23 protein-coding genes are annotated in these 24,861 nt (G+C 73.4%); 15 read left to right on the top strand and 8 right to left on the bottom strand.

What is annotated here, in order from left to right; genetic code table 11:
• Positions 1-6: 6 nt before the first annotated feature.
• The 3 genes from kdpF to ACIP4O_RS20055 form a co-directional block, all read right to left on the bottom strand.
• Positions 7-96, bottom strand: a complete 90-nt coding sequence (kdpF, locus tag ACIP4O_RS20065) for a K(+)-transporting ATPase subunit F (RefSeq protein ID WP_164288599.1) — start codon at positions 94-96, stop codon at positions 7-9.
• A gap of 382 nt (positions 97-478) precedes the next feature.
• On the bottom strand, positions 479-2,950 hold the full coding sequence (locus ACIP4O_RS20060) for an MFS transporter (RefSeq protein ID WP_401576126.1): 2,472 nt from the start codon (positions 2,948-2,950) through the stop codon (positions 479-481).
• 312 nt (positions 2,951-3,262) lie between these two features.
• Positions 3,263-3,706 carry an SRPBCC family protein gene (locus tag ACIP4O_RS20055; protein WP_401576124.1) on the bottom strand — a complete coding sequence of 148 codons (444 nt, stop codon included), beginning with the start codon at positions 3,704-3,706 and terminating at the stop codon, positions 3,263-3,265.
• A gap of 191 nt (positions 3,707-3,897) precedes the next feature.
• Here ACIP4O_RS20055 and ACIP4O_RS20050 point away from each other — a divergent pair, with 191 nt between their 5' ends.
• A complete protein-coding gene (locus ACIP4O_RS20050; RefSeq protein WP_401576123.1) occupies positions 3,898-5,019 on the top strand; it encodes an Rv2578c family radical SAM protein in 1,122 nt (373 codons plus the stop codon).
• 56 nt (positions 5,020-5,075) lie between these two features.
• Here the strand turns inward: ACIP4O_RS20050 and ACIP4O_RS20045 are convergent, their stop codons facing one another.
• On the bottom strand, positions 5,076-5,714 hold the full coding sequence (locus ACIP4O_RS20045) for an adenylosuccinate lyase (RefSeq protein ID WP_401576121.1): 639 nt from the start codon (positions 5,712-5,714) through the stop codon (positions 5,076-5,078).
• A gap of 258 nt (positions 5,715-5,972) precedes the next feature.
• Here ACIP4O_RS20045 and ACIP4O_RS20040 point away from each other — a divergent pair, with 258 nt between their 5' ends.
• The 5 genes from ACIP4O_RS20040 (at position 5,973) to pssA (ending at position 10,832) form a co-directional block, all read left to right on the top strand.
• Positions 5,973-6,809 carry a TetR family transcriptional regulator gene (locus tag ACIP4O_RS20040; RefSeq protein WP_401576119.1) on the top strand — a complete coding sequence of 279 codons (837 nt, stop codon included), beginning with the start codon at positions 5,973-5,975 and terminating at the stop codon, positions 6,807-6,809.
• Positions 6,810-7,186: 377 nt separating this feature from the next.
• The gene (locus ACIP4O_RS20035) at positions 7,187-7,969 is read left to right on the top strand and encodes a methylmalonyl-CoA mutase family protein (protein WP_401576117.1); all 783 of its coding nucleotides are present in this window, start codon (positions 7,187-7,189) and stop codon (positions 7,967-7,969) included.
• Between the two features lie 57 nt (positions 7,970-8,026).
• Positions 8,027-8,995, top strand: a complete 969-nt coding sequence (locus tag ACIP4O_RS20030) for an HpcH/HpaI aldolase/citrate lyase family protein (RefSeq protein WP_401576116.1) — start codon at positions 8,027-8,029, stop codon at positions 8,993-8,995.
• A gap of 321 nt (positions 8,996-9,316) precedes the next feature.
• Positions 9,317-9,964, top strand: a complete 648-nt coding sequence (locus ACIP4O_RS20025; RefSeq protein ID WP_401576114.1) for a phosphatidylserine decarboxylase — start codon at positions 9,317-9,319, stop codon at positions 9,962-9,964.
• Positions 9,965-10,049: 85 nt separating this feature from the next.
• The gene (gene pssA / locus ACIP4O_RS20020) at positions 10,050-10,832 is read left to right on the top strand and encodes a CDP-diacylglycerol--serine O-phosphatidyltransferase (protein ID WP_007820160.1); all 783 of its coding nucleotides are present in this window, start codon (positions 10,050-10,052) and stop codon (positions 10,830-10,832) included.
• 102 nt (positions 10,833-10,934) lie between these two features.
• Here the strand turns inward: pssA and ACIP4O_RS20015 are convergent, their stop codons facing one another.
• Positions 10,935-12,035 (bottom strand): glycerate kinase, encoded by a 1,101-nt coding sequence (locus ACIP4O_RS20015; RefSeq protein WP_401576255.1) that lies wholly within the window; start codon positions 12,033-12,035, stop codon positions 10,935-10,937.
• A gap of 206 nt (positions 12,036-12,241) precedes the next feature.
• Between ACIP4O_RS20015 and ACIP4O_RS20010 the strand changes: the two genes are divergently transcribed.
• On the top strand, positions 12,242-12,742 hold the full coding sequence (locus ACIP4O_RS20010) for an NUDIX domain-containing protein (RefSeq protein WP_401576253.1): 501 nt from the start codon (positions 12,242-12,244) through the stop codon (positions 12,740-12,742).
• Positions 12,739-13,587: an NAD-dependent epimerase/dehydratase family protein gene (locus ACIP4O_RS20005; protein WP_401576251.1), complete on the top strand. Its 849-nt coding sequence runs from the start codon at positions 12,739-12,741 to the stop codon at positions 13,585-13,587. The genes ACIP4O_RS20010 and ACIP4O_RS20005 overlap by 4 nt, the downstream gene beginning before the upstream one ends.
• Positions 13,588-13,697: 110 nt before the next feature.
• Here the strand turns inward: ACIP4O_RS20005 and ACIP4O_RS20000 are convergent, their stop codons facing one another.
• Complete coding sequence (locus tag ACIP4O_RS20000; protein WP_401576112.1) at positions 13,698-14,255, bottom strand: TetR/AcrR family transcriptional regulator; 558 nt, start codon at positions 14,253-14,255, stop codon at positions 13,698-13,700.
• 111 nt (positions 14,256-14,366) lie between these two features.
• On the opposite strand from ACIP4O_RS20000, the gene ACIP4O_RS19995 reads away from it, so the two are divergent.
• The gene (locus tag ACIP4O_RS19995) at positions 14,367-15,302 is read left to right on the top strand and encodes an NADP-dependent oxidoreductase (RefSeq protein ID WP_401576110.1); all 936 of its coding nucleotides are present in this window, start codon (positions 14,367-14,369) and stop codon (positions 15,300-15,302) included.
• 137 nt (positions 15,303-15,439) lie between these two features.
• Here the strand turns inward: ACIP4O_RS19995 and ACIP4O_RS19990 are convergent, their stop codons facing one another.
• Together ACIP4O_RS19990 and ACIP4O_RS19985 are read right to left on the bottom strand one after the other, a co-directional pair.
• Positions 15,440-15,970 (bottom strand): methylated-DNA--[protein]-cysteine S-methyltransferase, encoded by a 531-nt coding sequence (locus ACIP4O_RS19990; RefSeq protein ID WP_401576108.1) that lies wholly within the window; start codon positions 15,968-15,970, stop codon positions 15,440-15,442.
• Positions 15,971-15,989: 19 nt separating this feature from the next.
• Positions 15,990-17,459 carry an AlkA N-terminal domain-containing protein gene (locus ACIP4O_RS19985; RefSeq protein WP_401576249.1) on the bottom strand — a complete coding sequence of 490 codons (1,470 nt, stop codon included), beginning with the start codon at positions 17,457-17,459 and terminating at the stop codon, positions 15,990-15,992.
• Between the two features lie 375 nt (positions 17,460-17,834).
• On the opposite strand from ACIP4O_RS19985, the gene ACIP4O_RS19980 reads away from it, so the two are divergent.
• The 6 genes from ACIP4O_RS19980 (at position 17,835) to tdh (ending at position 24,828) form a co-directional block, all read left to right on the top strand.
• Positions 17,835-19,709, top strand: coding sequence for a glycoside hydrolase family 2 protein (locus ACIP4O_RS19980; RefSeq protein ID WP_401576106.1), 1,875 nt, complete (start codon positions 17,835-17,837; stop codon positions 19,707-19,709).
• The gene (locus ACIP4O_RS19975; protein WP_401576104.1) at positions 19,706-21,016 is read left to right on the top strand and encodes an extracellular solute-binding protein; all 1,311 of its coding nucleotides are present in this window, start codon (positions 19,706-19,708) and stop codon (positions 21,014-21,016) included. The genes ACIP4O_RS19980 and ACIP4O_RS19975 overlap by 4 nt, the downstream gene beginning before the upstream one ends.
• Positions 21,017-21,039: 23 nt before the next feature.
• Positions 21,040-21,981 carry a carbohydrate ABC transporter permease gene (locus ACIP4O_RS19970; protein WP_401576102.1) on the top strand — a complete coding sequence of 314 codons (942 nt, stop codon included), beginning with the start codon at positions 21,040-21,042 and terminating at the stop codon, positions 21,979-21,981.
• A 3-nt stretch (positions 21,982-21,984) separates the two neighbouring features.
• Positions 21,985-22,926 (top strand): carbohydrate ABC transporter permease, encoded by a 942-nt coding sequence (locus ACIP4O_RS19965; RefSeq protein WP_401576100.1) that lies wholly within the window; start codon positions 21,985-21,987, stop codon positions 22,924-22,926.
• An 86-nt stretch (positions 22,927-23,012) separates the two neighbouring features.
• Entirely contained in the window at positions 23,013-23,573 is a 561-nt protein-coding gene (locus ACIP4O_RS19960; protein ID WP_401576098.1) for a GNAT family N-acetyltransferase, read from the top strand.
• A 226-nt stretch (positions 23,574-23,799) separates the two neighbouring features.
• Positions 23,800-24,828, top strand: coding sequence for an L-threonine 3-dehydrogenase (gene tdh, locus ACIP4O_RS19955; protein ID WP_401576097.1), 1,029 nt, complete (start codon positions 23,800-23,802; stop codon positions 24,826-24,828).
• Positions 24,829-24,861 lie beyond the last annotated feature (33 nt).

Below are 24,861 nucleotides of genomic sequence, written 5' to 3'. Positions count from 1 at the left end.
CGCCGCTCAGAACCTCTCCGGACGGACCAGCGCGAGGACGAGGTACACGAGGAGGGCGAGGGCGACGAGAAGCCCGGTGATGTTTTCGGCGGTCACAGCTTCGTCACCCCTTTCGCGACGAGGGCCACGAGCGCGAACACCGCGAGCATGGTGGCCACGAAGGCCAGATCGGCCATCGTTGACTCCTGAGAGCTAAGCCGTGCGTTTCCACGGATCTGAACGGTTGGATACGTTCCGATCGAAACGCGGATTCCGGCGCTCGGGAGCGCTGTTGACGCCGTCCATATGGCGCGCGGGGCGCTCTTGACGGATTCCGTACGCGGGCGGCGTGCGCGGGGAGTGCGGGGGGGTGCGCCGGGTGGGTGCGGCCGGCCGAAAAGCGCCCGTCCTCCTCCCGGACGACACCGCGGGAGGAGGACGGGCGCCGGGACGGCCCGGCAGGGGAGGCGGCCGGGACCGCCGGTCGCGGGGGAGGCGGTCAGTCCTCGTGCCCCAGGAGCAGGTCGCGTTCCGTGCGGCCACCGCCCGCCACCTGGAGGACCGTGGCGACCGGCGGGTAGCCCGCCGCGATGACCGTGTACTCGCCGGAGGACAGGTCCACGAAGCGGAAGCTGCCGTCGGCCTCGGTCGTGAGCGAGTCCACGACGTTGCCCGCCGCGTCGAGCAGCGTCACGCGCGCGTCCTCGACGGGGCGCCCGCCCCTGGCCCGTACCGTGCCGCGCAGCACCGCTCCCCCGGCCAGTTCGACGTCCTGCCGGGTCTCGCGCGCCGCCTGCACGGTGAGCGGCAGCGCGGCGGGGCGGAAGGCGGTCGCGCTCGCGGCGAGCGTGTACTCGCCCGCGACGAGGTCGTCGAGCACGTACGCCCCGTCGTGCTCCGAGCGCGCGTGCGCGACGACCTCGCCGCGTACGTCCGTGAGCGTCACCGAGGCGCCCGCCACCGGTGTGCCGTCCGCCGTCCTGACCCGCCCCGCGAGCCGCCCCGCCCCGCCGAGCACGACGTCCAGTTCCACCGGCCGCTCCGCGACCGTCACCGTGACCGCCTGCGGCTGGTGGCCCCCGGCGGCGGCGATGAGCACGTACGAGCCGATGCCGGGCGTCGCGAGCGCGTACCTGCCGTCCTCGCCGCTCGCGCCGCGCCCGACCTGCTGGCCCCCGATGTCGATGAGCGTGAGCGCGGCGCGCGGGACGGGGCTGCCGTCCGGGTGCTGGACGCTGCCGCACACCGGGACCCCGGGGCCCGCGTGCGGGGCGCGGCTCGCGGGGAGGCGCACTTCGGTGGTGTCGGCGAGCGCCTCGGGCCCCGGCCCGGCGGGCTCGGCGGGGGTGTGGGCTGCGGCGGTGGACACGAGGGGGGTCTCCTTCAGGAAGCAGGCGATCAGCAGGCCGAGGGCGAGCACCGGCACGAGGTAGAGGAAGATCCTCGGCATCGCGTCGGCGTACGCCTGGATGAATCCGTCCCGCAGCGGCGCCGAGAGGTGGTGCACGAGCTGCGGGGTGACGGACTCGGGGTCGGGCAGGGTGTCACCGGCGCCCGCGGGCAGCCGGTCGGCGAGCGCGTCGGCGAGGCGGCTCGCGAAGAGGGTGCCGAAGATCGCGGCCCCCACGCTGCCGCCGATCTGCCGGAAGTAGTTGTTCGCGCTCGTCGCCGTGCCGAGGTCGCCGGGGCGTACGGCGTTCTGTACGGCGAGGACGAGGACCGGCATGATGAGCCCGATCCCGGCGCCGAGCACGGCCATCCACACGCTGTACGCGAACCGCGAGGTGCCGATCTCCAGGCGGGACAGGAGCCACATGCCGAGCGTCGAGAGGACGCCGCCGAGGATCGGGTAGATCCGGTAGTGCCCGGTGTGTGTGATGAGCTGTCCGGCGACGATCGAGGCGATCACGACGCCGCCCATCATCGGCAGCATGAGCAGCCCGGACTCGGTGGCGCTCGCCCCGTCGACCATCTGGAGGTAGGTCGGCAGGTAGCTCGCCGCGCCGAAGAGCGCGACGCCCACGACGGCGCCGACGAGTCCCGTGACGTTGAAGGCGCGCTCGCGGAACAGGCGCAGCGGGATGAGCGGTTCGGTGGCGTAGTGCTCGGCGAGCAGGAAGAGCGCGGAGCTCACGACGGCGCCCGCGCCGAGCCCGATGATCATGCGCGAGCCCCACGCGTACTCGGTGCCGCCCCAGCTCGTGAGCAGCACGAGGCACGCCGAGGCGATGGCGAGCAGGGTCGCGCCGAGCACGTCGAGCTTCGCCTTGCGGCGCGGCCGCGGCAGTTTCAGGACGAGGGTGACGACGACGAGCGTCAGCAGACCGAAGGGGACGTTGAAGTAGAAGCACCAGCGCCAGGAGACGTGGTCGGTGAAGAAGCCGCCGAGGAGCGGTCCCGCGACGGAGGCGAGACCGAAGGAGGCGCCGATGAGGCCCATGTACTTGCCGCGTTCGCGCGGCGGCACGATGTCCCCGATGATCGCCTGCACCCCGATCATCAGCCCGCCCGCGCCGATGCCCTGGATGGCGCGGAAGGCGATGAGCTGGTCCATCGAGCGGGACCAGCCCGCGAGCGCGGAGCCGACGACGAAGACGAGGATCGCGAACTGGAAGACGCCCTTGCGCCCGAAGAGGTCGCCGAGCTTTCCGTAGATCGGCAGCCCGACCGTCGAGGTGAGCAGGTACGCGGTGATCGCCCACGACATGCGGTCGAGGCCGTGCAACTCGCCGACGATCTTCGGGAGCGCCGTCGCGACGATCATCTGTTCGAGGGCCGCGAGGAGCAGCGCGAGCATGAGCCCGAGGAAGACGGTGCGCAGCTGCGCGCGGGTCAGCTCCGGCGGCGCCTGCGGTGGCGGCGGTTCGTCCGCCCGCGAGGGTACGGGGAGAGGGGGCGCCGGCTTGGCGAGGGGCGCACCACCCCGCTCGTCGAGCCCCGGCCAGTTCTCCGCCAGCGTCGTACCGCTCACCCTTGTCCCCTTCGTCCGCCCGTGCGGGGACAGTTCTCGCATCGCGTTCCGTGGCGACGCAAGTACGAAGAGTGGGGAGGAAGGGGTGGTTGTGCGCGGGCGCGCGGACATCTGCGCCGGTGAGGGCCTTACGGCGTATGGCAGAGGGGACACGGAGATCCACTCATCTCAGTGACACCGGAACGGCGGGAGGCGCAGCAGCGTGTTGACGCCGGAGGGGCGGCGCATCGCCGGAGGGGCGACAGGATCAGCCCCTCCGGCGATTGAGGAGCGGGGTCCGGGGCAGAGCCCGCGAGGACGCACCGCGCGGAGTCAGCCCCCGAAGTGCGCGGCGAGCTTCGCGAGTTCGGCGTCGTAGATCCGCGCCAGTCCCTTCGGGGCGAACGTCTTCTCGAAGAACCCGCCGATGCCCCCGGCCCCGTCCCACGTCGTCGTGACGACGACGCGCGAGGCGCCCTCACCGCTCGGGGTCACGGTCCACGTCGTCACCATCGAGGAGTTGCGGTCCTTCTCGACGAGTTCGCCGTCCTGCGGCTCGCTGACCTCCAGGAGGCAGTCCCTGATCCGCTTGCTCGTCGCCTGGAGCTTCCAGTGCACGAGGGTGCCCTCGCCGTCGCCGCCCTCGCGCACCTCGTACTCGCTGAACTGCTCGGGCAGGAGCTTCTCGCGCGTGCCGCTGTAGTCGGCGAGCGCGTCGAAGACGTCCTCGGGGCCGGCCGCGATGATCCGCTCCGTCGTCGCCTCGACCTGCGCCATTGCACTACCTCCAGGGACTTCACCGGGTGTTCTCACACGCCCGCCGATGCGGCGGTGGGGCCCACCCAACCACCGCGGGGCCACGCCGCCAAATCCAGCCTCCCAGCGATCAAGGGAACAAGTGTTCTATTGTTCGAAAGCGAGCGACTCGCTCGCACACGCAGCCGGTCCGCTACCCCGAGGAGGCCGCCATGCGCTGGGACAACCTGACCGACACCGCCACCGACACCACGACCGCGAGGAACGCGCTGTTCTCCGCCGAGTCCGTCACGACCCGTACCTTCGACACCCCCGAGTTCGCGGGCATCACCTTCCACGAGATACGCGCCCGCTCGATCGTCAACCGCGTCCCCGGCGCCTCGCGGATGCCCTTCGAATGGACCGTGAACCCCTACCGGGGCTGCTCGCACGCCTGCGTCTACTGCTTCGCGCGCAAGACGCACAGCTACCTCGACCTCGACACGGGCCTCGGCTTCGACAGCCAGATCGTCGTCAAGGTCAACGCCCCCGAACTGCTCCGCAAGCGCCTCGCCTCCCCGCGCTGGCACGGCGAGCACGTCGCGATGGGCACCAACGTGGACTGCTACCAGCGGGCCGAGGGCCGGTACGCGCTCATGCCGGGCATCATCACGGCGCTCACCGACTACGCCAACCCCTTCAGCATCCTCACCAAGGGCACCCTGATCCTCCGCGACCTGCCGCTGCTCGCCGAGGCGGCGCGCGTGACGCAGGTCGGCGTCTCCGTCTCCGTCGGATTCACGGACGAGACGCTGTGGCGCACGGTCGAGCCCGGCACCCCGGCTCCCGCGCGGCGGCTCGACGTCGTACGGCGCCTCGGCGAGCGCGGCCTGGACTGCGGCGTCCTCATGGCCCCCGTCATCCCGTACCTGGGCGACAGCCCCGAGCAGTTGGACGCGACGGTGCGGGCCATCGCCGAAGCGGGCGCCACCTCGGTCACACCGCTCGTCCTGCACCTGCGGCCCGGCGCGCGCGAGTGGTTCATGTCCTGGCTCGCCCGCGAGCACCCGCGCCTCGTCGGGCCCTACCGGCGCCTGTACGGGGACGGCGCCTACGCGCCGACGTGGTACCAGCGCCGCATCACGCGCCAGGTCCACGAACTCGCCCGCGCCTACGGCATGGGCGAACGCCGCGCCGCCACGTGGCGCGCCGAGCGGAGCGGGGGCGGCGGACGGCACGGCGATACGGGGGACGGCGCACCGCCCACCCCCCAGGCGCACGTACCGCCTTCGCACGCCCCGGAGCACGCGCGGGGGTCCGAGCCGGCGGGCCCGACCCAGCTCAGCCTTCTGTGAGCCGGTGGCGCACGGCCCGTACGCCCCCGGGACCGGCCGTCGGCGCGGGGCCGGTCTCAGCCCCCGGCCCCCGCCTCCTTCTTGCGCAGTTCCGCGGGGCGCCGGTTGCGCGGGGCCGGGATGCGGGCGAGCGCGGCGGAGGCGGCGGCGCCGAGTCCCGGGTGTTGTTCGGCGGCCTGGAGGACGCGGCGCGCCCGCCGGTCGCCGAGCACGCCGAGCCCGGCGACGCACGCGAGCGCCACGTTGCGGTAGGGGTCGTTGCGCACGAGCCGCCGCTCCAGCGTCGCGATGAGCGCGGGCACGGACTCCGGCGCGCGGAGCGTGGTGAGGAGCCGAACGGCCTGCCCCGCGTAGGCGACGCGCAGTTCGTTGGTGGCGAGCGCGGCGGCGGCCCGCGCGGTCCTGGGATCGCCGAGCGCGGCGAGGGCCTGGGCAGCGGTGGCGCAGCGCTGCGGGTCCCGGTGGTTGAGGAAGAGGACGAGGGTCTCGAAGGCGCGCGGGTCCTTGGCGGTGCCGAGGCGGTAGGCCGCGAGCTCCCTGGCCCACAGCGGGCGGCCCGGGTCGCTGAGCACCCCGGCCAGTTCCTCGGGCCCGGCCGCGCGTGCCAGTCGTTCGCACTCCTCGACCGCCCGCTCCCCCTCCACCACCGCCTCGCACCGTAAGCGGTCCGTGAGCGCACGCAACTCTTTGTTCATGGCAGCCGAGCGTAGCGGCTGAAGCGGTGCCGGGTCAGGGGGCCAGGGAGAAGGAAACCCCCTTCCTCGTTGACCAGTTCACCCGTCCGGGGACAGCGGACACACCCGCCCGCTCATCACGCGCGAACGCCGCTCATCGGAGCGGGGAGCGGGGGTGCGGGCGCGGCCGGCGCGGGGGGCGGGCGAGGGGCGCGCGGGAGGGGCCGCGAGCGGCGGCCAGCGCACACGCGCGCGGCGCGATGCAGTACGTTCGGGTGCATGTCCCAGTCGGCCACGCCTCCGTCGCCCCCCTCCGCGTCCCGTACCGCCCCGCCACCGGCCCCGGCGGGTACCGAGAACGGCTCCGGCGGCCGGGCCGCGGCCCAACGCCTCAAGATGCGCCGCGAGCTGGCGTCCGCCGCGATGGAGCTCTTCGCGACGAAGGGGTACGAGGCGACGACCGTCGACGAGATCGCCGCCGCCGCCGGGGTCGCCCGCCGGACCTTCTTCCGCCACTTCCGCTCCAAGGAGGAGGCGATCTTCCCCGACCACGACGACACCCTCGTGCGCGTGGAGGACGTACTGAAGGCGGCGCCCGCGCACGAGCATCCGCTCGACACGGTCTGCCGGGGCATCAAAGAGGTCATGAAGATGTACGCGGCGGCGCCTCAGGTCTCCGTCGAGCGCTACAAGCTGACGCGCGAGGTGCCGACGCTGCGCGAGCGCGAGATCGCCTCCGTCTCGCGCTACGAGCGCCTCTTCACGCGCTATCTCCTCGGCCACTTCGACGAGCACGAGCAGAACGGCAACGACGAGCCGCTGCTCGCCGAGGTCGCGGCCTCGGCCGTCGTGACCGCGCACAACCACGTCCTGCGGCGCTGGCTGCGGGTCGGCGGCGAGGGCGATGTCATGTCCCAGCTCGACCGCGCCTTCGCGATCGTACGGGCCACGGTCGGCGCCAACTTCGCGGTCGGCGGGCTCACGCCGGGCAGGCCCGGGCCCGCCGCGACGGCGAGCGCGCGCGGCGAGGTGCTCGTGACGGTGGCGCGCACGGACGCGCCGCTCGACGAGGTGATGCGCACGATCAAGGAGGCGCTGCGCCCGCAGGGCGACTGAGCGTCGGAGAACTTCCACCGCGAGGGGTGGCGGGCCGTACGGTCCCGCCGCCCCTTTCCCGCATCCCGCACCACCCCCGCAGGTGCGGCACGCAGTGCCAAGATCACCTCTACCCGCCCATCGTGCCACGACCGCACCCGGGCGGGAAAGCCCTCACCCCGCGCCAGCGCGATCGATCATTTCCGCCCATCAGCCGGACATAACCCTTGCCCCACTTGGGATGATCGATCATCGCTCATCCGAGCGCCACCTTTGCCATATCGATACTCGCGAGTAGCAAAAGCTCCTTGCTGGCTGACACCGCGTGCCATACGTTGAGGAAGTCCGGGCGGTCCTTCCACGGGCCGCCACGCCACAGCCCCCCGCCGGAGGCACCCGTGAAGGACACCCTCGACCTCTCCAGGACCACTGGTACGGCCACCCTCGCCCTCGTGTGCGACGCGCCGACGCGCGCGGGCTTCGACCCGGGCGACCCGGCAGCGGCCGGCGCCTTCGGGCGCGAGGGTGTGGCGCTCGCTCACCTCGGCGACGTACGGCGGCTGTTCGACGGCGTCCCGCTCGGCCGCGTGCGGCTCGCGCTCCCCGGCGGCCCCACCGGGATGTGGCTGCTCGCCCTGTGCCTGGTCGCCGCCGAGGAACACGGCCTCGGGGCCGACGAACTGAGCGGCACGACGTACGAGGACCGGCCCGCGGCGACCGCGCTCGCACTGCGGCTGCGGGGCGACCTGGCCGCGTACACCTCCGCCTCCCTGCCCCGCTGGGCCTTCCGCCCCGGCGCCCTGCCCTCGCGCCGCGCCTCGGACACCTGGCCGGGCGAGGAGGCGGCCGCCGTCGCCGCGCTCGCGCGCTGGCGCGAGACCCGCGAGGAGTCCACCGACAGGCAGGGCCTCGCCGACCCCTACCTGTGGCCGAGCGTGGGCCAGAGCCTCGACGGGCTCGCCGACGCGGCCCTCGACGGGGACTGCCTCATGGACGCGACACTGGACTGCGTGCGCGCCGGCGTCACGACGGGCGAGTGGGCGGGCACGCTGCGGGCGGCGCTCGGCACGTACGAGTCCCCGGCGGCGCCCCCAGCCCCCGCGGCGCGCGAGCACGGGGCGCACAAGGCCCCCGCCGCCTCCCGCGCCGGGCGTCACCGTGCCCCCGCCGGAGTGCGGTGATCACCCCCCGTAGGGTCGGGAGGAGCACGTACCAGCCGTTCCTCCCGGAGGTCCCGCATGACCGGCACGCCAGGCACGCGTCCCGTCCGCCCGCGCCGCTCCGTCCTCGCCGTGCCCGGCAGCAACCCGCGCTTCCTCCACAAGGCGCGGTCGCTGCCCGCCGACGAGGTCTTCCTCGACCTGGAGGACGCCGTGGCGCCGCTCGCGAAGGCGGAGGCGCGCGAGAACGTCGTGCGCTCCCTCAACGAGGGCGGCTGGGGCGGCAGGACGCGGGTCGTGCGGGTCAACGACTGGACGACGCAGTGGACCTACCGCGACGTCGTGACGGTCGTCGAGGGCGCCGGGCAGCACGTGGACTGCCTCCTGCTGCCGAAGGTCCGCGACGCGGGGCAGGTCGTCGCCCTCGACCTGCTGCTGTCGCAGATCGAGCGGGCCATGGGCTTCGAGGTGGGGCGTATCGGCATCGAGGCGCAGATCGAGGACGCGCGGGGGCTCGTCGACGTCGACGCGATCGCCGCGGCCTCCCCGCGCCTGGAGACCCTCGTGTTCGGCCCGGCCGACTTCATGGCCTCGATCGCCATGAAGACGCTCGTCGTCGGCGAGCAGCCGCCCGGGTACGGCGCCGACGCCTATCACTACATCCTCATGAAGATCCTCATGGCCGCGCGCGCCCACGGGCTCCAGGCGATCGACGGCCCCTACCTCCAGATCCACGACGAGGACGGCTTCCGCGCCGTCGCGGGGCGCTCCGCCGCGCTCGGCTTCGACGGGAAGTGGGTCCTGCACCCGGCGCAGATCGCGGCGGCGAACGAGGTCTACGCGCCCGCGCAGGCGGACTACGACCACGCCGAGCTGATCCTCGACGCGTACGCCCACCACACCTCGGCCGCGGGCGGGGCACGGGGTGCGGCGATGCTCGGCACGGAGATGATCGACGAGGCCAGCCGCAAGATGGCGCTCGTCGTCGCGGGCAAGGGCCGCGCGGCGGGCCTGAGCCGTACGACCTCGTTCGTGGCGCCGGAGTGAGGGGCGCGTGCGCGGGGCCGCGCGGCGCGGCACCCCGCCCGCGCTCCGTCCGGCCGTGCTCCGTACCGCCCGTGCCCCGTACCGCCCGGCGAGATCCCTGTCACACAGGAAGTTGGCGTGGGATGATGAGAAGACCGACGGAAGGACCGACGGGTCTGCCTCGCCTGCGCGGAGGTGCCCCTGATCACATCCGGTGAGGGCTGTTCGCCCGTCGACTCGCTTCCTGGCTTGCCCAGTTGCGGGCCGCAACCGATACCATCCCCGGAAAGCCGCCGTCCCCCGTCTCGTCCGCGCGGCATTCATCCGCTACGAAGGTCATCCATGCCCGACAGCCACACCCCTGTAACTCGCGGCCGGGTCCGCCTGGCCCGCGGCGCCTCTCCCTGGCTGCTGCCCACCGTCGCCACGGCGGCCCTCTCCCTCGGCCGCGCCCGCCGCTCCGGGCGCGCGGCGGCGCTCGCGGTACCGGCCACGGCCCTCGCCGCGGGCATGCTGTGGTTCTTCCGCGACCCCGAGCGCGAGATCTCCGAGGGCAGGGTCATCTCGCCCGCCGACGGAGTGGTGCAGAGCGTCATGCCGTGGAAGGACGGCCGCACGCGCGTGGCGATCTTCATGAGCCCGCTCAACGTGCACGTCAACCGCGCTCCGCTGGCCGGCACCATCACCTCCGTGGAACACCTCCCCGGTGGTTTCGTGCCCGCCTTCAACAAGGAGAGCGAGAACAACGAGCGCGTCGTGTGGCACTTCGACACGGAGCTCGGCGACATCGAGATGATCCAGATCGCCGGGGCCGTGGCGCGCCGCATCGTCCCGTACGTGCCCAGCGGCACGAAGGTCGAGCAGGGCGAGCGGATCGGGCTGATCCGTTTCGGCTCCCGCGTGGACCTCTATCTGCCGGAGGGGGTCGAGGTCGCCGTGGAGGTCGGGCAGCCGACGCTCGCGGGGGTGACTCGCATTGACCGTGACTGACCGCGGTACCCACGACCGCGAGACACACGACCCGGAGACCGGGAACCCGTGGGGGCTCGACGCCGACGAGGCGGGCGAGCCCGAGATGCCCCTCTCCCTGCGCCTCTCGATCGCGGACGCCCTCACGCTCGGCAACGCGACGTGCGGGTTCATGGCGGTGTACTTCACCACCACGGGCATCCTCATCCCGCACCTCACCGGCAGTGACGAGTTCGGCATGGCGCGTCACTCGGCGGCGACCGCGGTGATCCTCATGCTGTGCGCGGCGGTCTTCGACCTCTTCGACGGCCTCGTGGCCCGCAAGCTGCGCAGCTCGCCGATGGGCGCCGAGCTGGACAACCTGTCGGACCTGATCAGCTTCGGTCTGGCGCCGGCCTACTTCGTGCTCGTGTACGGGCTCGTCGCGGACGACGCGCATCAGAGAGTCGCCGCGCTCGGGGCGATCGTGGTGCTCCTCGCGGTGGTGCTGCGGCTCGCCCGCTTCTCCTGCGTGACGCTGCGTGACGGCGTCTTCCAGGGGATGCCGAGCCCGTTCGGGGCGCTCACGGTCGTGTCCGTCGTACTCCTGGAACTGCCGTTCGTGGCGACGCTGCTCGCGATCATCGGGACGGCGTGGCTCATGGTGAGCCGCGTCGAGTACCCGAAGCCGCGCGGGCCGCTCGCCGTGGCGATGCTCAGCTGGATCGTCGCGGCGATGGGGCTCCTCGCCGCCTGGGCCTTCGACGCCCCGGGCGGACAGCTGCTGCTCCAGACGGGCTGCGCGCTCCAGCTCGTGCTCGCCGCCGTCATCCCGCTCTTCGCGACCGCGCGCCGGGTCAACAACTTCCGGGGCAACCGTCGCGAGGCACGGGCGGTACGGCTGCCGTAACGGCATTCACGTCGTGCGAAGGGCCCCGCACCTCCTGCCCGGAGGTGCGGGGCCCTTCGCGTCGGCCCGGGGGATCGGCCCTGGGGGTCAGCCCCGTGCCCGCTACAGATGCTCGTGCGCGATGCGGGCCGCGAGTCGCTCCAGGAGCGGGCCCGCCTCGCGGACGCACGTGTCCACGTCGGGTTCGAGCGAGGTGAGCGGGTACGCGGCCGCGATGCCCGCCGCGCGCAGTTCCTCCGCTGCCAGCGCGAGCCTGCCGCACACGGCGACGACCTCGACGCCGCGCGCGCGGGCCGCCGCGGCCACCCCGGCGGGCGCCTTGCCGCGCAGCGTCTGCGCGTCGAGCGAGCCCTCTCCGGTGATGACGAGGTCCGCGCGCTCCAGCGCGGGCGCGAAGCCGAGGACGTCGAGCAGTACCTCGATGCCGGGCCGGAAGCGCGCGCCGAGCCCCACGAGCGCGCCGTAGCCGAGGCCGCCCGCCGCGCCCGCGCCCGGCGCCGCGGCGTGCTCGGCCGCCTCCAGGACCCGGGCGTAGTGCGCGAGCGCCGCGTCGAGCGCCGCGACGTCCTCGGGGTCCGCGCCCTTCTGCGGGCCGTAGACGGCGGCGGCGCCGTGTTCGCCCGTCAGCGGGTTGTCGACGTCTGAGGCGAGGACGAGGTCCACGGCGGCCAGGCGCGGGTCGAGGCCGCTCAGGTCCGCGCGCGCGAGCGCGGCGAGCCCGCCGCCGCCCGGGCCGACCTGGGCGCCCGTGTCGTCGAGGAACCGGGCGCCGAGCGCCGTGAGCATCCCCGCCCCGCCGTCCGTCGTCGCGCTGCCCCCGACGCCGAGCACGATGCTCCGCGCGCCCGCGTCGAGCGCGGCGCGCAGCAACTCACCGGTCCCGTACGTCGTCGCGGTGCGCGGCGCGAAGCGCCCCGGGGGCAGGTGCTGGAGGCCACTCGCCTCGGCCATCTCGACGACGGCGGTGTCCGCGCGCAGGGCGAAGGCGGCGGTACGGGGCTCGCCGAGCGGACCGGTCACGGCCGCCTCGTGCCGCGTGAACCCCGCGGCGACGGCGGCGGCGACGGTACCGTCGCCCCCGTCCGCGACCGGCAGCGCCTCGACGGCGAGCCCCGGCCGCACGGACCGCAGCCCGGCGCCCACCCGCTCCGCCACCTCGACGGCGGTGAGCGAGCCCTTGAACTTGTCGGCGGCGATCAGCACCCTCGTCGGGCGCCCCTGCTCCTCGGTCACAACACTCCTTCACGCGGCTTCGTCGCGTACGCGCCGCCGTACCTCCCCGGTCGCGCACACCGCAGCGACCCTAACCGGCGGGGCGCGCGGCGGCCCGGGCGCGTCCGGGGAGTGGGCGGAAGTCGAGGCGGGCCCGCGCGGTGGAGGTTAGGTTGGTGACCGTGAGTCAGGACGAAGTGGACAGCGAGTACGCCGACTACATCGCGGGCCTGCCCCGCGTACTCGCGGCGGCGGCGACGCTCTTCCGGGACACGGAGGGGCGGGTGCTGCTCGTCGAGCCCGACTACCGGCCCGGCTGGGGCGTCCCCGGCGGGACCGTGGAGTCGGACACGGGCGAGTCGCCGCGTGAGGGGGCACGGCGCGAGACGCTGGAGGAGATCGGCCTCGACCTGCCGCTCGGGCGGCTCCTCGCGGTCGACTGGGCGCGCGGTCCGGGGCGCCCGCCGATCGTCATGCACCTGTACGACGGCGGGGTGCTGACCGAGCGGCAGCTCGGCGCGATCCGGCTCCAGGAGTCCGAGCTGCTCTCGTGGCGCATGGTGCCGAGGACGCGCCTCGCCGAGTTCCTTCCCCCGCCACTGGCGGCACGCGTGACGGCGGCGCTCGACGTGCTCGACCGCGGCGAGGGGACGGTGGAGCTGGTGGACGGGGTGCTGCCGGGCGAGACGGAGGGCTGAGCGAGCGGCCGGACGGCGAAGCGTCCGCGGGGAGCACGCCTCGAGTCCCCCGCCGGGAGCTCGTCGGCACGCGCCTCCTGCCCCGTCTCGTCGCGGCCGGCATCGACGTCCGCGCGCTCGTCCGGGCGGACAAGACCCTCCCCGAGGGCGTCGCACCCGTCCACGGCGACATCCTCGAACCGGACTCGCTCGCAGGCGCGCTGGAGGGCGTGACCGACGTCCTGCACCTGGCCGCGGTCCTGCGCACGCCCGACGCCGAGACCATCCGCCGCGTCAACGTCGAGGGCACCCGCACGCTCCTCGACGCGGTGCGCGCGCAGGCGCCCGAGGCACGCTTCCTGCTCGCGAGCACCAGTCTCGTCTACGGGGCGGGCCGCACGCGCCCCGCGGGCGAGGACGACCCCACGACCGCCGAGGCCCCCTACCCCGCGACGAAGCTGCTCGCCGAGGCGCTGGTCAGGGAGAGCGGCCTGAACTGGTCCGTCCTGCGCTTCGGCTTCGTGTACGGCGAGGGGGACGGCCACCTCGAAAGCCTGCCGGGACTCGCCGCCTCCTGGAAGACGCACCCCGCACAGGCGCACTCCCTCGTGCACCACCGCGACGTCGCGGGCGCCGTCCGGCTGGCGCTCACCGGGGCCATGGACGGCCGGACGGTCAACCTCGTGGACGAGGCCCCCGTCACGACCTACGAGGCCGCCGCTCTCGTGGGCGCCGAGTACCCTCCGTCCGCCGAGCCCCTGGAGGACCCGTGGAACGGCCGTACGGACGGCGGCCTGCTGCGCTCACTCGGCTACGTGGCGAGCGTGCCGACCGTGCGCGGGGCGGTGCGCGAGGGGCTGCTCTGAGCCGCAGGACCCACTCCGGAACCGGATCGGGCGGACGCGGCCTCAGGGCCCGCGGGGCTCGGGGCGACGAATGCCCGCGGGGCTCGGGGGCAGACGAACGCCCGCAGGGCTCAGGGGCAGACGATCGCCCGCAGTTCCTTCTCCGCGTCGTGCAGGAGCGTCCCGTAGTCCGCCGACTCGTCGGCCGCCCACCGCTCCCCCGCGACCCGCACGATCGCCATGGCCGCGTCGGTCGCGAGGCGGGCGGACACCGGGGGGTGCCCCCGGTTCTCCAGTGCCTTCTTGAGCGCCGCCGACATGGAGGCCGTCTTGATCAGTTCGCGTTCGCGCAGGGGCGGGCTGGCCGCGATGACGGCGGCGCGGGCGCGCAGGAACTCGCGGGGCCGGAAGACCTCGGGGGCCTTGGCGAAGGCGCGCAGGAGGGTGTCGAGCGGGGCCGTGCCCTCGGGGACCTCGGCGACCGCGGCGACGAGCAGTTCCTCCAGTTCTTGGCCGCCGCCGAAGAGCGCCTCCCGCTTGTCCGTGTACCAGCGGTAGAAGGACCGTTCCGTCAGCCCCGCGCGGCGGGCGATCTCCGCGACCGTCGTGCGGTCGTAGCCCTGCTCCGTGAAGAGGTCGAGCGCCGCTCGTTCGAGCCGCCCGCGCGTATTGCCTTCCCAGCGTGCCATGGGGCCAGTGTAGGGAGAATCCCGAGTGACAGCAGGTGCTGTCGTCACTTTGCTACGGTGGAGTGACGACAGCACCTGCTGTCACTTCGGCGCACCCACCGGGAGACCCTCATGCGTACTCTGCGCTTCCACACGCACGGACCCGCGCTCGACGTGATCCGGCTCGAAGAGGCCCCCGCGCCCGAGCCGGGGCCCGCGCAGATCCGCGTGGCCGTGACGATGTGCGGCCTGACACCGGCCGACTGGGCGCTCGCGGGCGGCCTCTTCGCCGGGGAACTGCCACGCGGGATCGGCCTGGAGGTCGCGGGCACGGTCGACGCGCTCGGCGCGGACGTGAGCGGCGTCGCGGTCGGCGACGAGGTCTTCGGGCCCGTGCCCTTCACCGGGCCGAGCGCGGGAGCGGCTGACCACGCCCTCCTGGACGTGTGGTTCCCGCGCCCGGAGAAGCTCGACCCGGCCGAGGCCGCCGCGCTCCCGATGGCCGTCGAGACGGCGCACCGGGGCCTCGCCGGGCTCGGCGTCACCGCGGACACCGCGCCGGGGCTGACCGTCCTGGTGCACGGCGCCGGTTCGACCGTGGGCCACGCCGCCGTGCAGATCGCGCTCCACCAGGGCGCGCGGGTCCTCGCGACCTCCGGGGAGAGGCGGGCGGAGGAGCTGCGCGGGCTCGGCGCGGAGGTCACCCCGTACGGCGAGGGCATGGCGGCCCGGGTACGGGAACTGGCCGGCGGCGACGTGGACCTGGCCCTCGACGCGGCGCCGCCCAGCGGCGGGCTGCCGGAGCTGATCCGTACCGTCGCGGCGCCGCGCGACATCATGACGATGAGCGACTTCGCGGCGGCGGAGGAGCTGGGCGTGCGCTACCAGTTCGGCGAGGAGGGCAACGCGTACCACCACCACGCCCTGCCGGTGTACGCGCGGCGGGCGACCGAGGGACGCTTCGCGGTCCCGCTCGCGGGCGTCCACCCGCTGGAGGACTGGCGTACGGCGGCCGGGCGGAGCCTGTCGGGGAGGGCGGGCGGCAAGCTCGTGCTGCGGGTGCGGTGAGTCGGGGCGGCCCCGCCTCCGCCTCCGTCTCCGCCGACGAGGCGCGCCCGGACAAGGTCTCCCGCATCCTCGCAGGAACCCGGCGTCCGGGCTCCGTCCGGGCCGGACCCGCCGGTCAGGAGTGTGGAACCCGCCGGTCAGGACAGCGCGAACAGCGTCTCCTCGCCGAGCGACCCGCTCTCCGTCGCCCCCGTCCGCCCCCGCTCGAAGGCGAGCAGCGACTTCTTCGTCTCGACGCCGCCCGCGTACCCCGTCAGGCTGCCGTTCGCACCGACGACGCGGTGGCAGGGGACGACGATGCTGATCGGGTTGCGGCCGTTGGCGAGGCCCACGGCGCGGGAGGCGCCGGGTTTGCCGAGGGCGGCGGCGAGCTGTCCGTAGCTCCGGGTCTCGCCGTACGGGATGCGGACGAGCGCGTCCCAGACGGTGCGCTGGAAGGGCGTGCCCTCCTGGTGCAGCGGCAGGTCGAAGGTCGTGACCTCGCCCGCGAAGTAGGCGCCGAGCTGGTCGAGCGCCGGCCCGAAGGGGCGTTCGTCGCGCTCGCCGAAGGTCTCCTCGGCGGGGCGGTGGCGGTGCCGCGGCAGGTAGAGGCCGCTGAGCAGGCCGTCCGTCGCGACGAGGGTGAGGGTGCCGTGGGGGCTGTCGGTCAGGGTGTGTACGCGGTGCACGGAGAACACGTCCTCGGGGTCAGGCGGTGGGCATGAGGTTGATGGGGTGCGTGGACGTCGCCCACAGGTACTGCGTCGCGTAGGCGCGCCAGGGGCGCCAGGCGGCGGCGCGGCGGGTGAGGGCCGCCGGGGTCGCGGGCAGGCCGAGGGCTTCGGCGGCCTGGCGGACGCCGAGATCGGTGACGGGGAAGGCGTCGGGGTCGCCGAGCGCCCGCATGGCGATGATCTCGACGGTCCAGGGCCCGATGCCGGGCAGCTCGGCGAGCCGCGCGCGGGCGAGGTCCCAGTCGCTGTCCGCGCCGAGCGCGAGCGTGCCCGAGGCGAGGGCTCCGACGAGGCCGAGGAGGGTGCGGCGACGGCTGCGCGGCATCGCGAGCTGTTCGGGGTCGAGCGCGGCCAGCGCGGCCGGGTTGGGGAAGAGGTGTGTGAGGCCGCCGTCGGGGTCCTCGACCGGGGTGCCGTACGCCTCGGCCAGGCGTCCCGCGTGGGTGCGGGCCGCGGCGGTGGAGACCTGCTGCCCGAGCACGGCGCGTACCGCGAACTCGGCCTCGTCCGTCGTCCTCGGTAGGCGGCGGCCCGGTGCCTTGCGCACGAGCGGCGCGAGGTCGGGGTCGGCCGCGAGGGCCGTGTCCACGGCCTCCGGGTCGGCGTCGAGGTCGAGGAGGCGGCGGCAGCGGCTGATCGCGGCGGGCAGGTCGCGCAGCTCCCGCAGCCGCAGGCGGCAGTCCACGTACTCGGGGGTGGGGCTCAGCGCGACGATGCCGGGTCCGTGCGGGAGGTCGAGGGTGCGGCGGTAGGCGCCGTCGCGCCACTCCTCGACGCCGGGCACCGCGGTCGCGACGAGGTGGCCGAAGAGGTTGTCGGGGGTGAAGGGGCCGCGCAGCGGGAGGCGGAGCCGTACCGTACCGGCGCCGGGCGCGGCGGTGCCCCCGGCGCGGGCACGCAGCGCCGAGGGGGCGAGGGCGTAGACCTCCTGGACGGTCTCGTTGAAGGTGCGGATCGAGGAGAACCCCGAGGCGAAGGCGATGTCCGCCATCGGCAGCGCGGTCGTCTCGATGAGCAGGCGCGCGGTCTGCGCGCGCTGGGCGCGGGCGAGGGCGAGCGGTCCGGCGCCGAGTTCGGCGCCCAGCTGGCGCTCGATCTGGCGGGCGCTGTAGCCGAGGCGTGCGGCGAGTCCGGGCACGCCCTCGCGGTCCACGACGCCGTCCGCGACGAGCCGCATGGCGCGGGCCACGAGGTCGGCGCGGTGGTTCCACTCGGGCGAGCCGGGGCTCGCGTCGGGGCGGCACCGCTTGCAGGCGCGGAAACCGGCCTGCTGGCACGCGGCGGCGCTCGGCAGGAAGACCATGTTCTCGGGCCGGGGGGTGAGGGCCGGACAGCTGGGGCGGCAGTAGATGCCGGTCGACGTGACGGCGGTGAAGAACCACCCGTCGAACCGCGCGTCGCGCGAGCGGACGGCGCGCACGCACCGGTCCCGGTCGGCGTGCAGAGCGCCTTGCGGGCCGCTGACGAGGGCGCTGGTCGCGGCGGTTTCCGGGGCCGCCCCTGGAGTGACTGACATGCCTCAAGCATGCGACATTCCGGGGGGCGGGGCTGGCGGAAATCCGACATGGCGATGCGCGGACCCCGGGCGGACGCGTGTGCGGCGGCGGGCACGTCTCGCCCCGCCTCGCCCCGAGCACCTCACCCCGACCACCTCCCCGATTCGTCCCTTTCGCCCCCACCCCCGGAACGGGGCGTTCCGTGCTCCTTCCGTCACACGCAGGAAACCCCGCCACCACCTCTTTACAACGATGTAATCCGAGTGCTGACATGTGATCCCACCAAGTTGTCTTCCCAAGTGGTGTCCCCGCGAGGAGAGTTCATGCCCGAGTACGACGGCATCTGTCCGCATCCGCTCGATGCCGGCCCCGAGGTGCCCCGGCCCGAGTACCCGCGTCCCTCTTTCGCGCGTGCGGAGTGGCTGAATCTCAACGGCACGTGGGAGTTCGCGCGCGACCCCGGTGACAGCGGTCTCGAACGCGGCCTCGCAGGGCGGCAGTTGCCCGAGCGGATCACCGTGCCGTTCTGTCCCGAGTCCGAGTTGTCGGGAATCGGGGACACCGATTTCCTGCACGCCGTGTGGTACCGCCGTACCGTGACGATCCCCGCCGAGTGGGCCGGGCGACGCCCGGTGCTCCACTTCGGCGCCGTCGACCACGACGCGACGGTGTGGGTCAACGGCACCGAGGTGGCGCGGCACAGCGGCGGGTTCACCCCGTTCAGCGCGGATCTGGGCGGGGTCGCGGCGCCGGGCGAGGAGGCCGTGATCGTCGTGCGCGCCCGGGACGCCGCGCACGGCCCGCAGGCGCGCGGCAAGCAGTCCACCGAGTACGCGAACCACGCGTGCAACTACACGCGGGTGACGGGCATCTGGCAGACGGTGTGGCTGGAACCGGTCGCCGAGGTGCACCTGCGCCGCCCGCGCGTCACGCCGGACCTCGCGGGCGGCTGCTTCCACCTGGAACTCCCGCTCTCCGCCAACCGCCCGGGACACCGTGTGCGGGCGCGGCTGCTCGACGCGGAGGGGACGGTCGCGCAGGCGGCGGTACGGGCCGATCTCGACCTCGCGCCCCGCCTCGTCCTCGCCGTACCGCCCGCGCGGCAGCGGACGTGGTCGCCCGAGGACCCGCACCTGTACCAGGTGCTGCTCGAAGTGACCGACGCGGACGGAGAGGTCGTCGACCGGGCCGTGAGCACGGCGGGACTGCGCGCGGTCTCGCTCGACGGGAAGCGGTTCCTGCTCAACGGGAAGCCGGTCTTCCAGCGCCTCGTGCTCGACCAGGGCTGGTACCCGGACGGCCTTATGACGGCTCCGGACGACGCGGCGCTCGTACGCGACATCGAGCTCTCCCTCGCGGCGGGCTTCAACGGGGCGCGGCTGCACCAGAAGGTCTTCGAGGAGCGCTTCCTGTGGCACGCCGACCGGCTCGGCTACCTCGTGTGGGGCGAGTTCGGCGACTGGGGCGCGCACACGGGCGGCGGCACCGCCTGGGACAACCAGCAGCCGACCGCCGGTTTCGTGCACCAGTGGCTGGAGGCCGTCGAGCGCGACCAGGCGCACCCCTCGATCGTCGGCTGGTGCCCGCTCAACGAGACGCACCAGCGGCTGCACGACCGCCGCACGCAGCTCGACGACGTGACGCGCGCGATGTTCCTCGCGACGAAGGCCGCCGACTCCTCGCGCCCGGTCATCGACGCCTCCGGCTACGCGCACCGCGTCGCCGAGACGGACGTGTACGACTCGCACAGCTACGAGCAGGACCCGGCCGCCTTCGCGAAGCAGATGGAAGGTCTCGCCGAGGGCACCCCGTTCATGAACCCGCAGGACCAGAACCCCGACGAGGTGTGGTCGCTCCCGTACCGCGGACAGCCCTACTTCGTCAGCGAGTTCGGCGGCATCTGGTGGCACCCGGAGGAGGCCGCGGCGGCGGGCGAGGACCGCGATGTCTCGTGGGGGTACGGGCAACGGCCGCGTGACGAGGAGGAGTTCCACACGCGCTTCGAGGGCCTGACGGGCGTCCTGCTCGACGACCCGCTCATGTTCGGCTACTGCTACACGCAGCTCACCGACGTCTTCCAGGAGCAGAACGGCGTCTACCGCTTCGACCGCTCGGAGAAGCTCGACGTCAGCCGGGTGCGCGAGGCCCAACTGCGGCCCGCCGCCTACGAGCGGGGCACGGAGGGGGACGCGCGGTGACCGTCACGACGACGAGACGCGGTCTGCTGCGCGGCACCCTCGCCGGGCTCTCGGCCGCCGCGCTCGCACCGGCCCTGTCCGCCTGCGGCTCGGTGGCGGGCTCGGTGTCCTCCTCGGCGGGCAAGGTGCGCTTCTGGCACCTCTTCCAGGGTGGCGACGGGGCGCTCATGCGCCAGATGCTCGCGAAGGTGCGCGAGGACGTCCCCGGGCTCGACCCCGAGGACACCGTCCTGGACTGGGGCGCCGCGTACTACACGAAGCTCGCGATGGCCTCGGCGGGCGGCCGTGCCCCCGACCTCGCGATCATGCACCTCTCGCGGCTCGCCGGGTACGCGCCGGGCGGGCTGCTCGACCCCTGGGACACCGCGCTCCTGGAGGAGTTCGGCGTCCCGCAGGAGCGGATCAACCCGCGCGTGCGGGCGCTCGGTAGGTACGAGAAAGAGCCGTACGCGATCCCCCTCGACACGCACCCCTTCGTCGTCTTCTACGACCGCGCCGTCATGGACAAGGCCGGGCTGCTCGACAGCGACGGGCGGCTGCTGCCGCCCGAGTCGCCCGCGCACTTCCTGGAGATGGCGGAGCAGTTGCGCAAGCGGAAGGGGAAACTCGGCCCGATCATGGGCCTGTTCAACGACACCGCGCAGGCATGGCGCATGTTCTGGGGGCTGTACAGCCAGACCGGTGGCGCGTTCGACCTCTCGGGCGGGAAGCCGGGGGTCGACCGGGACAAGATGGTCGAGGTGGTGGAGTTCTTCAAGAAGGCCGTCGTCGACTCGCGGACGATGGACTACCCCGCCGGGGTCGCCGCCTTCACCACCGGGCAGTCCCCGTTCATCTTCTCCGGGGAGTGGGAACTGCCCACCTTCCAGGGCGCGAAGTTCGACCTCGGGGCCTCGCCGATGCCGACGCTGTTCGGCTCCCCGGCCTCGTACGCCGACAGCCACTCCTTCGTGCTGCCGCACCAGGACCACGCCGACGAGGGGCGGCGGCGCGCGGCGCACCAGCTCGTCGCCGAACTCCTCAAGGGCAGCATGACGTGGGCGCAGGCGGGCCACATCCCCGCCTACCTGCCGGTCGTCGGGTCGAAGGCGTACGCGAAGCTCGACCCGCAATCCTCGTACGCCCCGGCGGCGGAGCACCCCGCGATCGACCCGCCCGCCTGGTTCACGGGCGCGGGCTCCGACTTCCAGGCCCGGATGTGCAGCGCCCTCCAGCAGGGGGTGCGCGGGGCCGACTCCGCGAAGGGGACGGTGGCCGAGATGCTCTCCGGCCTCGACTTCTTCCTCTCCAAGCCCAATCCGGCCTGACCGGGACAGAAAGGCACTCAACGATGAGTACGGTCCCCACCACGGGCCCGGCGACCCCCGCCCCCGGAGCCTCCGCGCCCCCGCGCACTCTCAAGAACCGCTTCCGCAAGGGCGGTTCGGGCGGCCTCTTCGTCGCCCCGTTCATGATCTTCTTCGGGCTCTTCCTGCTCGTCCCGCTCGTCTACGGGCTCTGGATGAGCTTCACGGACGCGAGCCTGACCGGGCACGGCGACAGCTCCTTCGCCGGGCTCGGCAACTACACCGAGGCGCTCACCGACTCCGAGGTGTGGAAGAGCCTCGGCAACACCGCCCTCTTCACGGTGCTCTCCTCCGTGCCGCTGGTCGTGATCGCGCTCGCGATGGCGCTGCTCGTGCACGCGAATCTGCCGGGGCAGTGGCTGTGGCGGTTCGCGTTCTTCGCGCCGTACGTGCTGCCCGTCGCCGTCGTGTGGCAGGTGTGGTCGATGATGTTCCAGCCCGATCTGGGGCTGGTCAACAACTTCCTGGGCGCGATCGGTCTGGACAGCGTCGGCTGGCTCGTGGACGAGAAGTGGGCGATGTACGCGGTCGTCCTCGTGACGGTGTGGTGGACGGCCGGCTTCAACTTCCTGCTCTACCTCTCCGCGCTCCAGGCCGTGCCCGACCACCTCTACGAGGCCGCCGCGCTCGACGGCGCGGGTGCCTGGCGGCGCCTGTGGTCCATCACGCTGCCCCAGCTCAAGCGCACGACGGGACTCATCGCCGTGCTCCAGGTCCTCGCCTCGCTCAAGGTCTTCGACCAGATCTACCTGCTGACGCGCGGCGGCCCGAACGGCTCGACGCGGCCGATCCTGGAGTACATCTACGACACCGGTTTCACCGGTTACCGGCTCGGCTACGCCTCGGCCATCAGTTACGTCTTCTTCGCGATCCTCGTCATCCTGTCGCTCGCGCAGTTCAAGCTCTTCTCGCGCAAGGAGGCGTGACACATGAGCACCCAGACTGTTCCGTCCGCCGGACGGCCGCCCGTGTCCGCGCCCCGCCGCTCGACCTCGCCGGTCCCGCGCGGGCAGCGCTTCTCCGTCCGCCCCGGGCCCGTACTCGGCACCGGGCCGCTGCCGAAGATCGTCGCGCTGCTCGTCCTGCTCGCGGCGACCGTGCTGTGGCTGCTGCCGCTCGCGTGGGGACTCGTGACGTCCTTCAAGAGCGAGACGGACGCGGCGACCCCGGACGACGGCTGGATACCCGCGCACGGCTTCACGCTCGGCGCCTACCGCAAGATCCTCGACCAGGGGAACCTGCCCCTGTGGGCGCTCAACAGCCTGCTCATCACGCTCGTCGTGACGGCGCTGACCGTCGCCGTCTCCGCGCTCGCCGCGTACGGTTTCTCGCGCACCCTCTTCCGGGGCCGCAAGGCGCTCCTCGCGCTGACCCTCGCGTCGATCATGGTGCCGCCGCAGATCCTCATCGTGCCGCTGTTCCGCGAGATGATCACGGCGCACCTCGCGGACACGTACTGGGCGGTGATCCTGCCGCAGGTCGTGGCGCCCGCGATGGTGTTCATCCTGAAGCGCTTCTTCGACGGGGTGCCGCGCGAGCTGGAGGAGGCCGCGCGCATCGACGGGGCCGGGAGCCTGCGCGTCTTCTGGAGCATCATCCTGCCGCTGTCGCGGCCGATCCTCGCCGCCGTCGCGATCTTCGTGTTCATCACGACGTGGAACAACTTCCTGTGGCCCTTCATCAGCACGAGCGACCCGAACCTCATGACGCTCCCGGTCGGTCTCTCGACGGTGAAGGACTCCTACGGCCTCCAGTACGCGCAGTCCGCGGCGGCGGCGATGCTCGCCTCGCTGCCGCTCGTGATCGTCTTCATGATCTTCCAGCGCCAGATCGTGAAGTCCGTGGCGACGACGGGGCTCGGAGGGCAGTGAGGGCATGTCGTACGGGGCCGGGGCGCGCCGCGCGGGGCGGGCCGCGGCCCCGTACGGCGTTCTCGCCGGTCGGATAGCCTCCCGGCATGTCGAACGATGATCACACCATCCTTTCCGAGGGCATCCTGCTCCGCCCGCTCGCCGGGGGCGACGCCCCCGCGCTGCTCGACGCCTACGTGCGCAACCGCTCCTACCTCCAGCCGTTCGAGCCGGTGCGGACCGAGGAGTTCTACACGCTCGCCGGTCAGCGCGAGCGGCTGGCGAACCAGCTCGCGGCGCAGGAGGCCGGGGCACTCTTCGGCTGGGTGTTCGTGGACGGCGAGCGGATCATCGGCACGATCACGCTCTCGCAGCTCGTGCGCGGCCCGCTCAACAGCGCGAACCTGGGTTACTGGGTCGACAAGGAGTACGCGGGCCGCGGCCTGACCGGCGCCGCCGCCGCCTTCGTCGTCCGGTACGCGAACGAGGTGCTCGGCCTGCACCGCCTGGAGGCCGGCACCCTGCTCGACAACCACGCCTCGCAGCGCGTCCTCGCCAAGGCCGGGTTCACCGAGTTCGGCGTGGCCCCGCTCATGCTCCACATCGACGGCGCCTGGCGCGACCACAAGCTCTTCCAGATCCTCCTGAACGACCTGCCGCCGCGCTGAGCGCCCGGCGGGGACGGCGTGCCGCACACGTCACCGGGCGCCCGCGGCATGTAGGAAAGCCGCAGGCGCGGTTAAGAAAACCTCGATGGACCTGGTGGCGTGCCGGGCGGCAGGATCTTGATGCCGGTCGTGCGCGCGCTCTCGGGCCGCGGCCGTCCCCCACCCCTCCGTACCCGCCGGTCCGCCCGGTCGCGCGGTGCGGGGCGCACAGAAGAGGAGCCACGGAGTGAAGGCACTGGTCAAGGAGAAGGCGGCGCCGGGACTGAGCCTCGTGGAGGTCCCGGAGCCCGAGGCCGGTCCCGGGGACGTGCTCATCAAGGTGCTGCGCACCGGGATCTGCGGCACGGACCTGCACATCCGCGCCTGGGACGGCTGGGCGCAGCAGGCCGTCAGCGCGCCGCTGGTCGTCGGTCACGAGTTCTCCGGCGAGGTCGTCTCGGTCGGCCGCGACGTGGCCGGCATCGAGGCGGGGGACCTCGTCAGCGGTGAGGGCCACCTCGTGTGCGGCACGTGCCGCAACTGCCTCGCGGGCCGCCGCCACCTGTGCCGCGCGACGGTCGGGCTCGGCGTCGGGCGGGACGGCTGCTTCGCCGAGTACGTGGTGCTGCCCGCCGCCAACGTGTGGGTGCACCGCAACCCGGTGGATCTCGACATCGCCGCGATCTTCGACCCCTTCGGCAACGCCGTGCACACCGCGCTCTCCTTCCCGCTCGTCGGCGAGGACGTGCTCATCACGGGCGCGGGCCCCATCGGTCTCATGGCGGCGGCCGTCGCCAAGCACGCGGGGGCGCGCAACGTCGCGATCACGGATGTGAGCGAGGCGCGGCTCGACCTGGCCCGCAAGGTCGGCGCCGATCTCGCGCTCGACGTCTCCTCGGCGTCCATCGCGGACGGCCAGCGACTCCTCGGCCTGCGCGAGGGCTTCGACGTGGGCCTGGAGATGTCCGGGAACCCGGCCGCGATGCGCGACATGCTCGCCAACATGACGCACGGCGGCAAGATCGCGATGCTCGGCCTGCCCGCGCAGGAGTTCGCCGTCGACTGGGCCCGCGTCGTCACCTCGATGATCACGATCAAGGGCATCTACGGCCGTGAGATGTTCGAGACGTGGTACGCGATGTCCGTCCTCCTCGAAGGCGGCCTCGACCTCGCCCCCGTCATCACGGGCCGCTACCCGGCCGCCGAGTTCGAGGCCGCGTTCGCGGACGCGGCGAGCGGGCACGGCGGCAAGGTCGTCATGGACTGGACCGCGTGAGCCTCTCCCCCGCGGCCTGAACCGCTCCGTACC

The sequence above is a fragment of the Streptomyces sp. NPDC088923 genome (assembly GCF_044749745.1).
In the GTDB taxonomy this organism is placed as follows: domain Bacteria; phylum Actinomycetota; class Actinomycetes; order Streptomycetales; family Streptomycetaceae; genus Streptomyces.
This window is presented reverse-complemented; position numbering and strand designations above follow the sequence as displayed.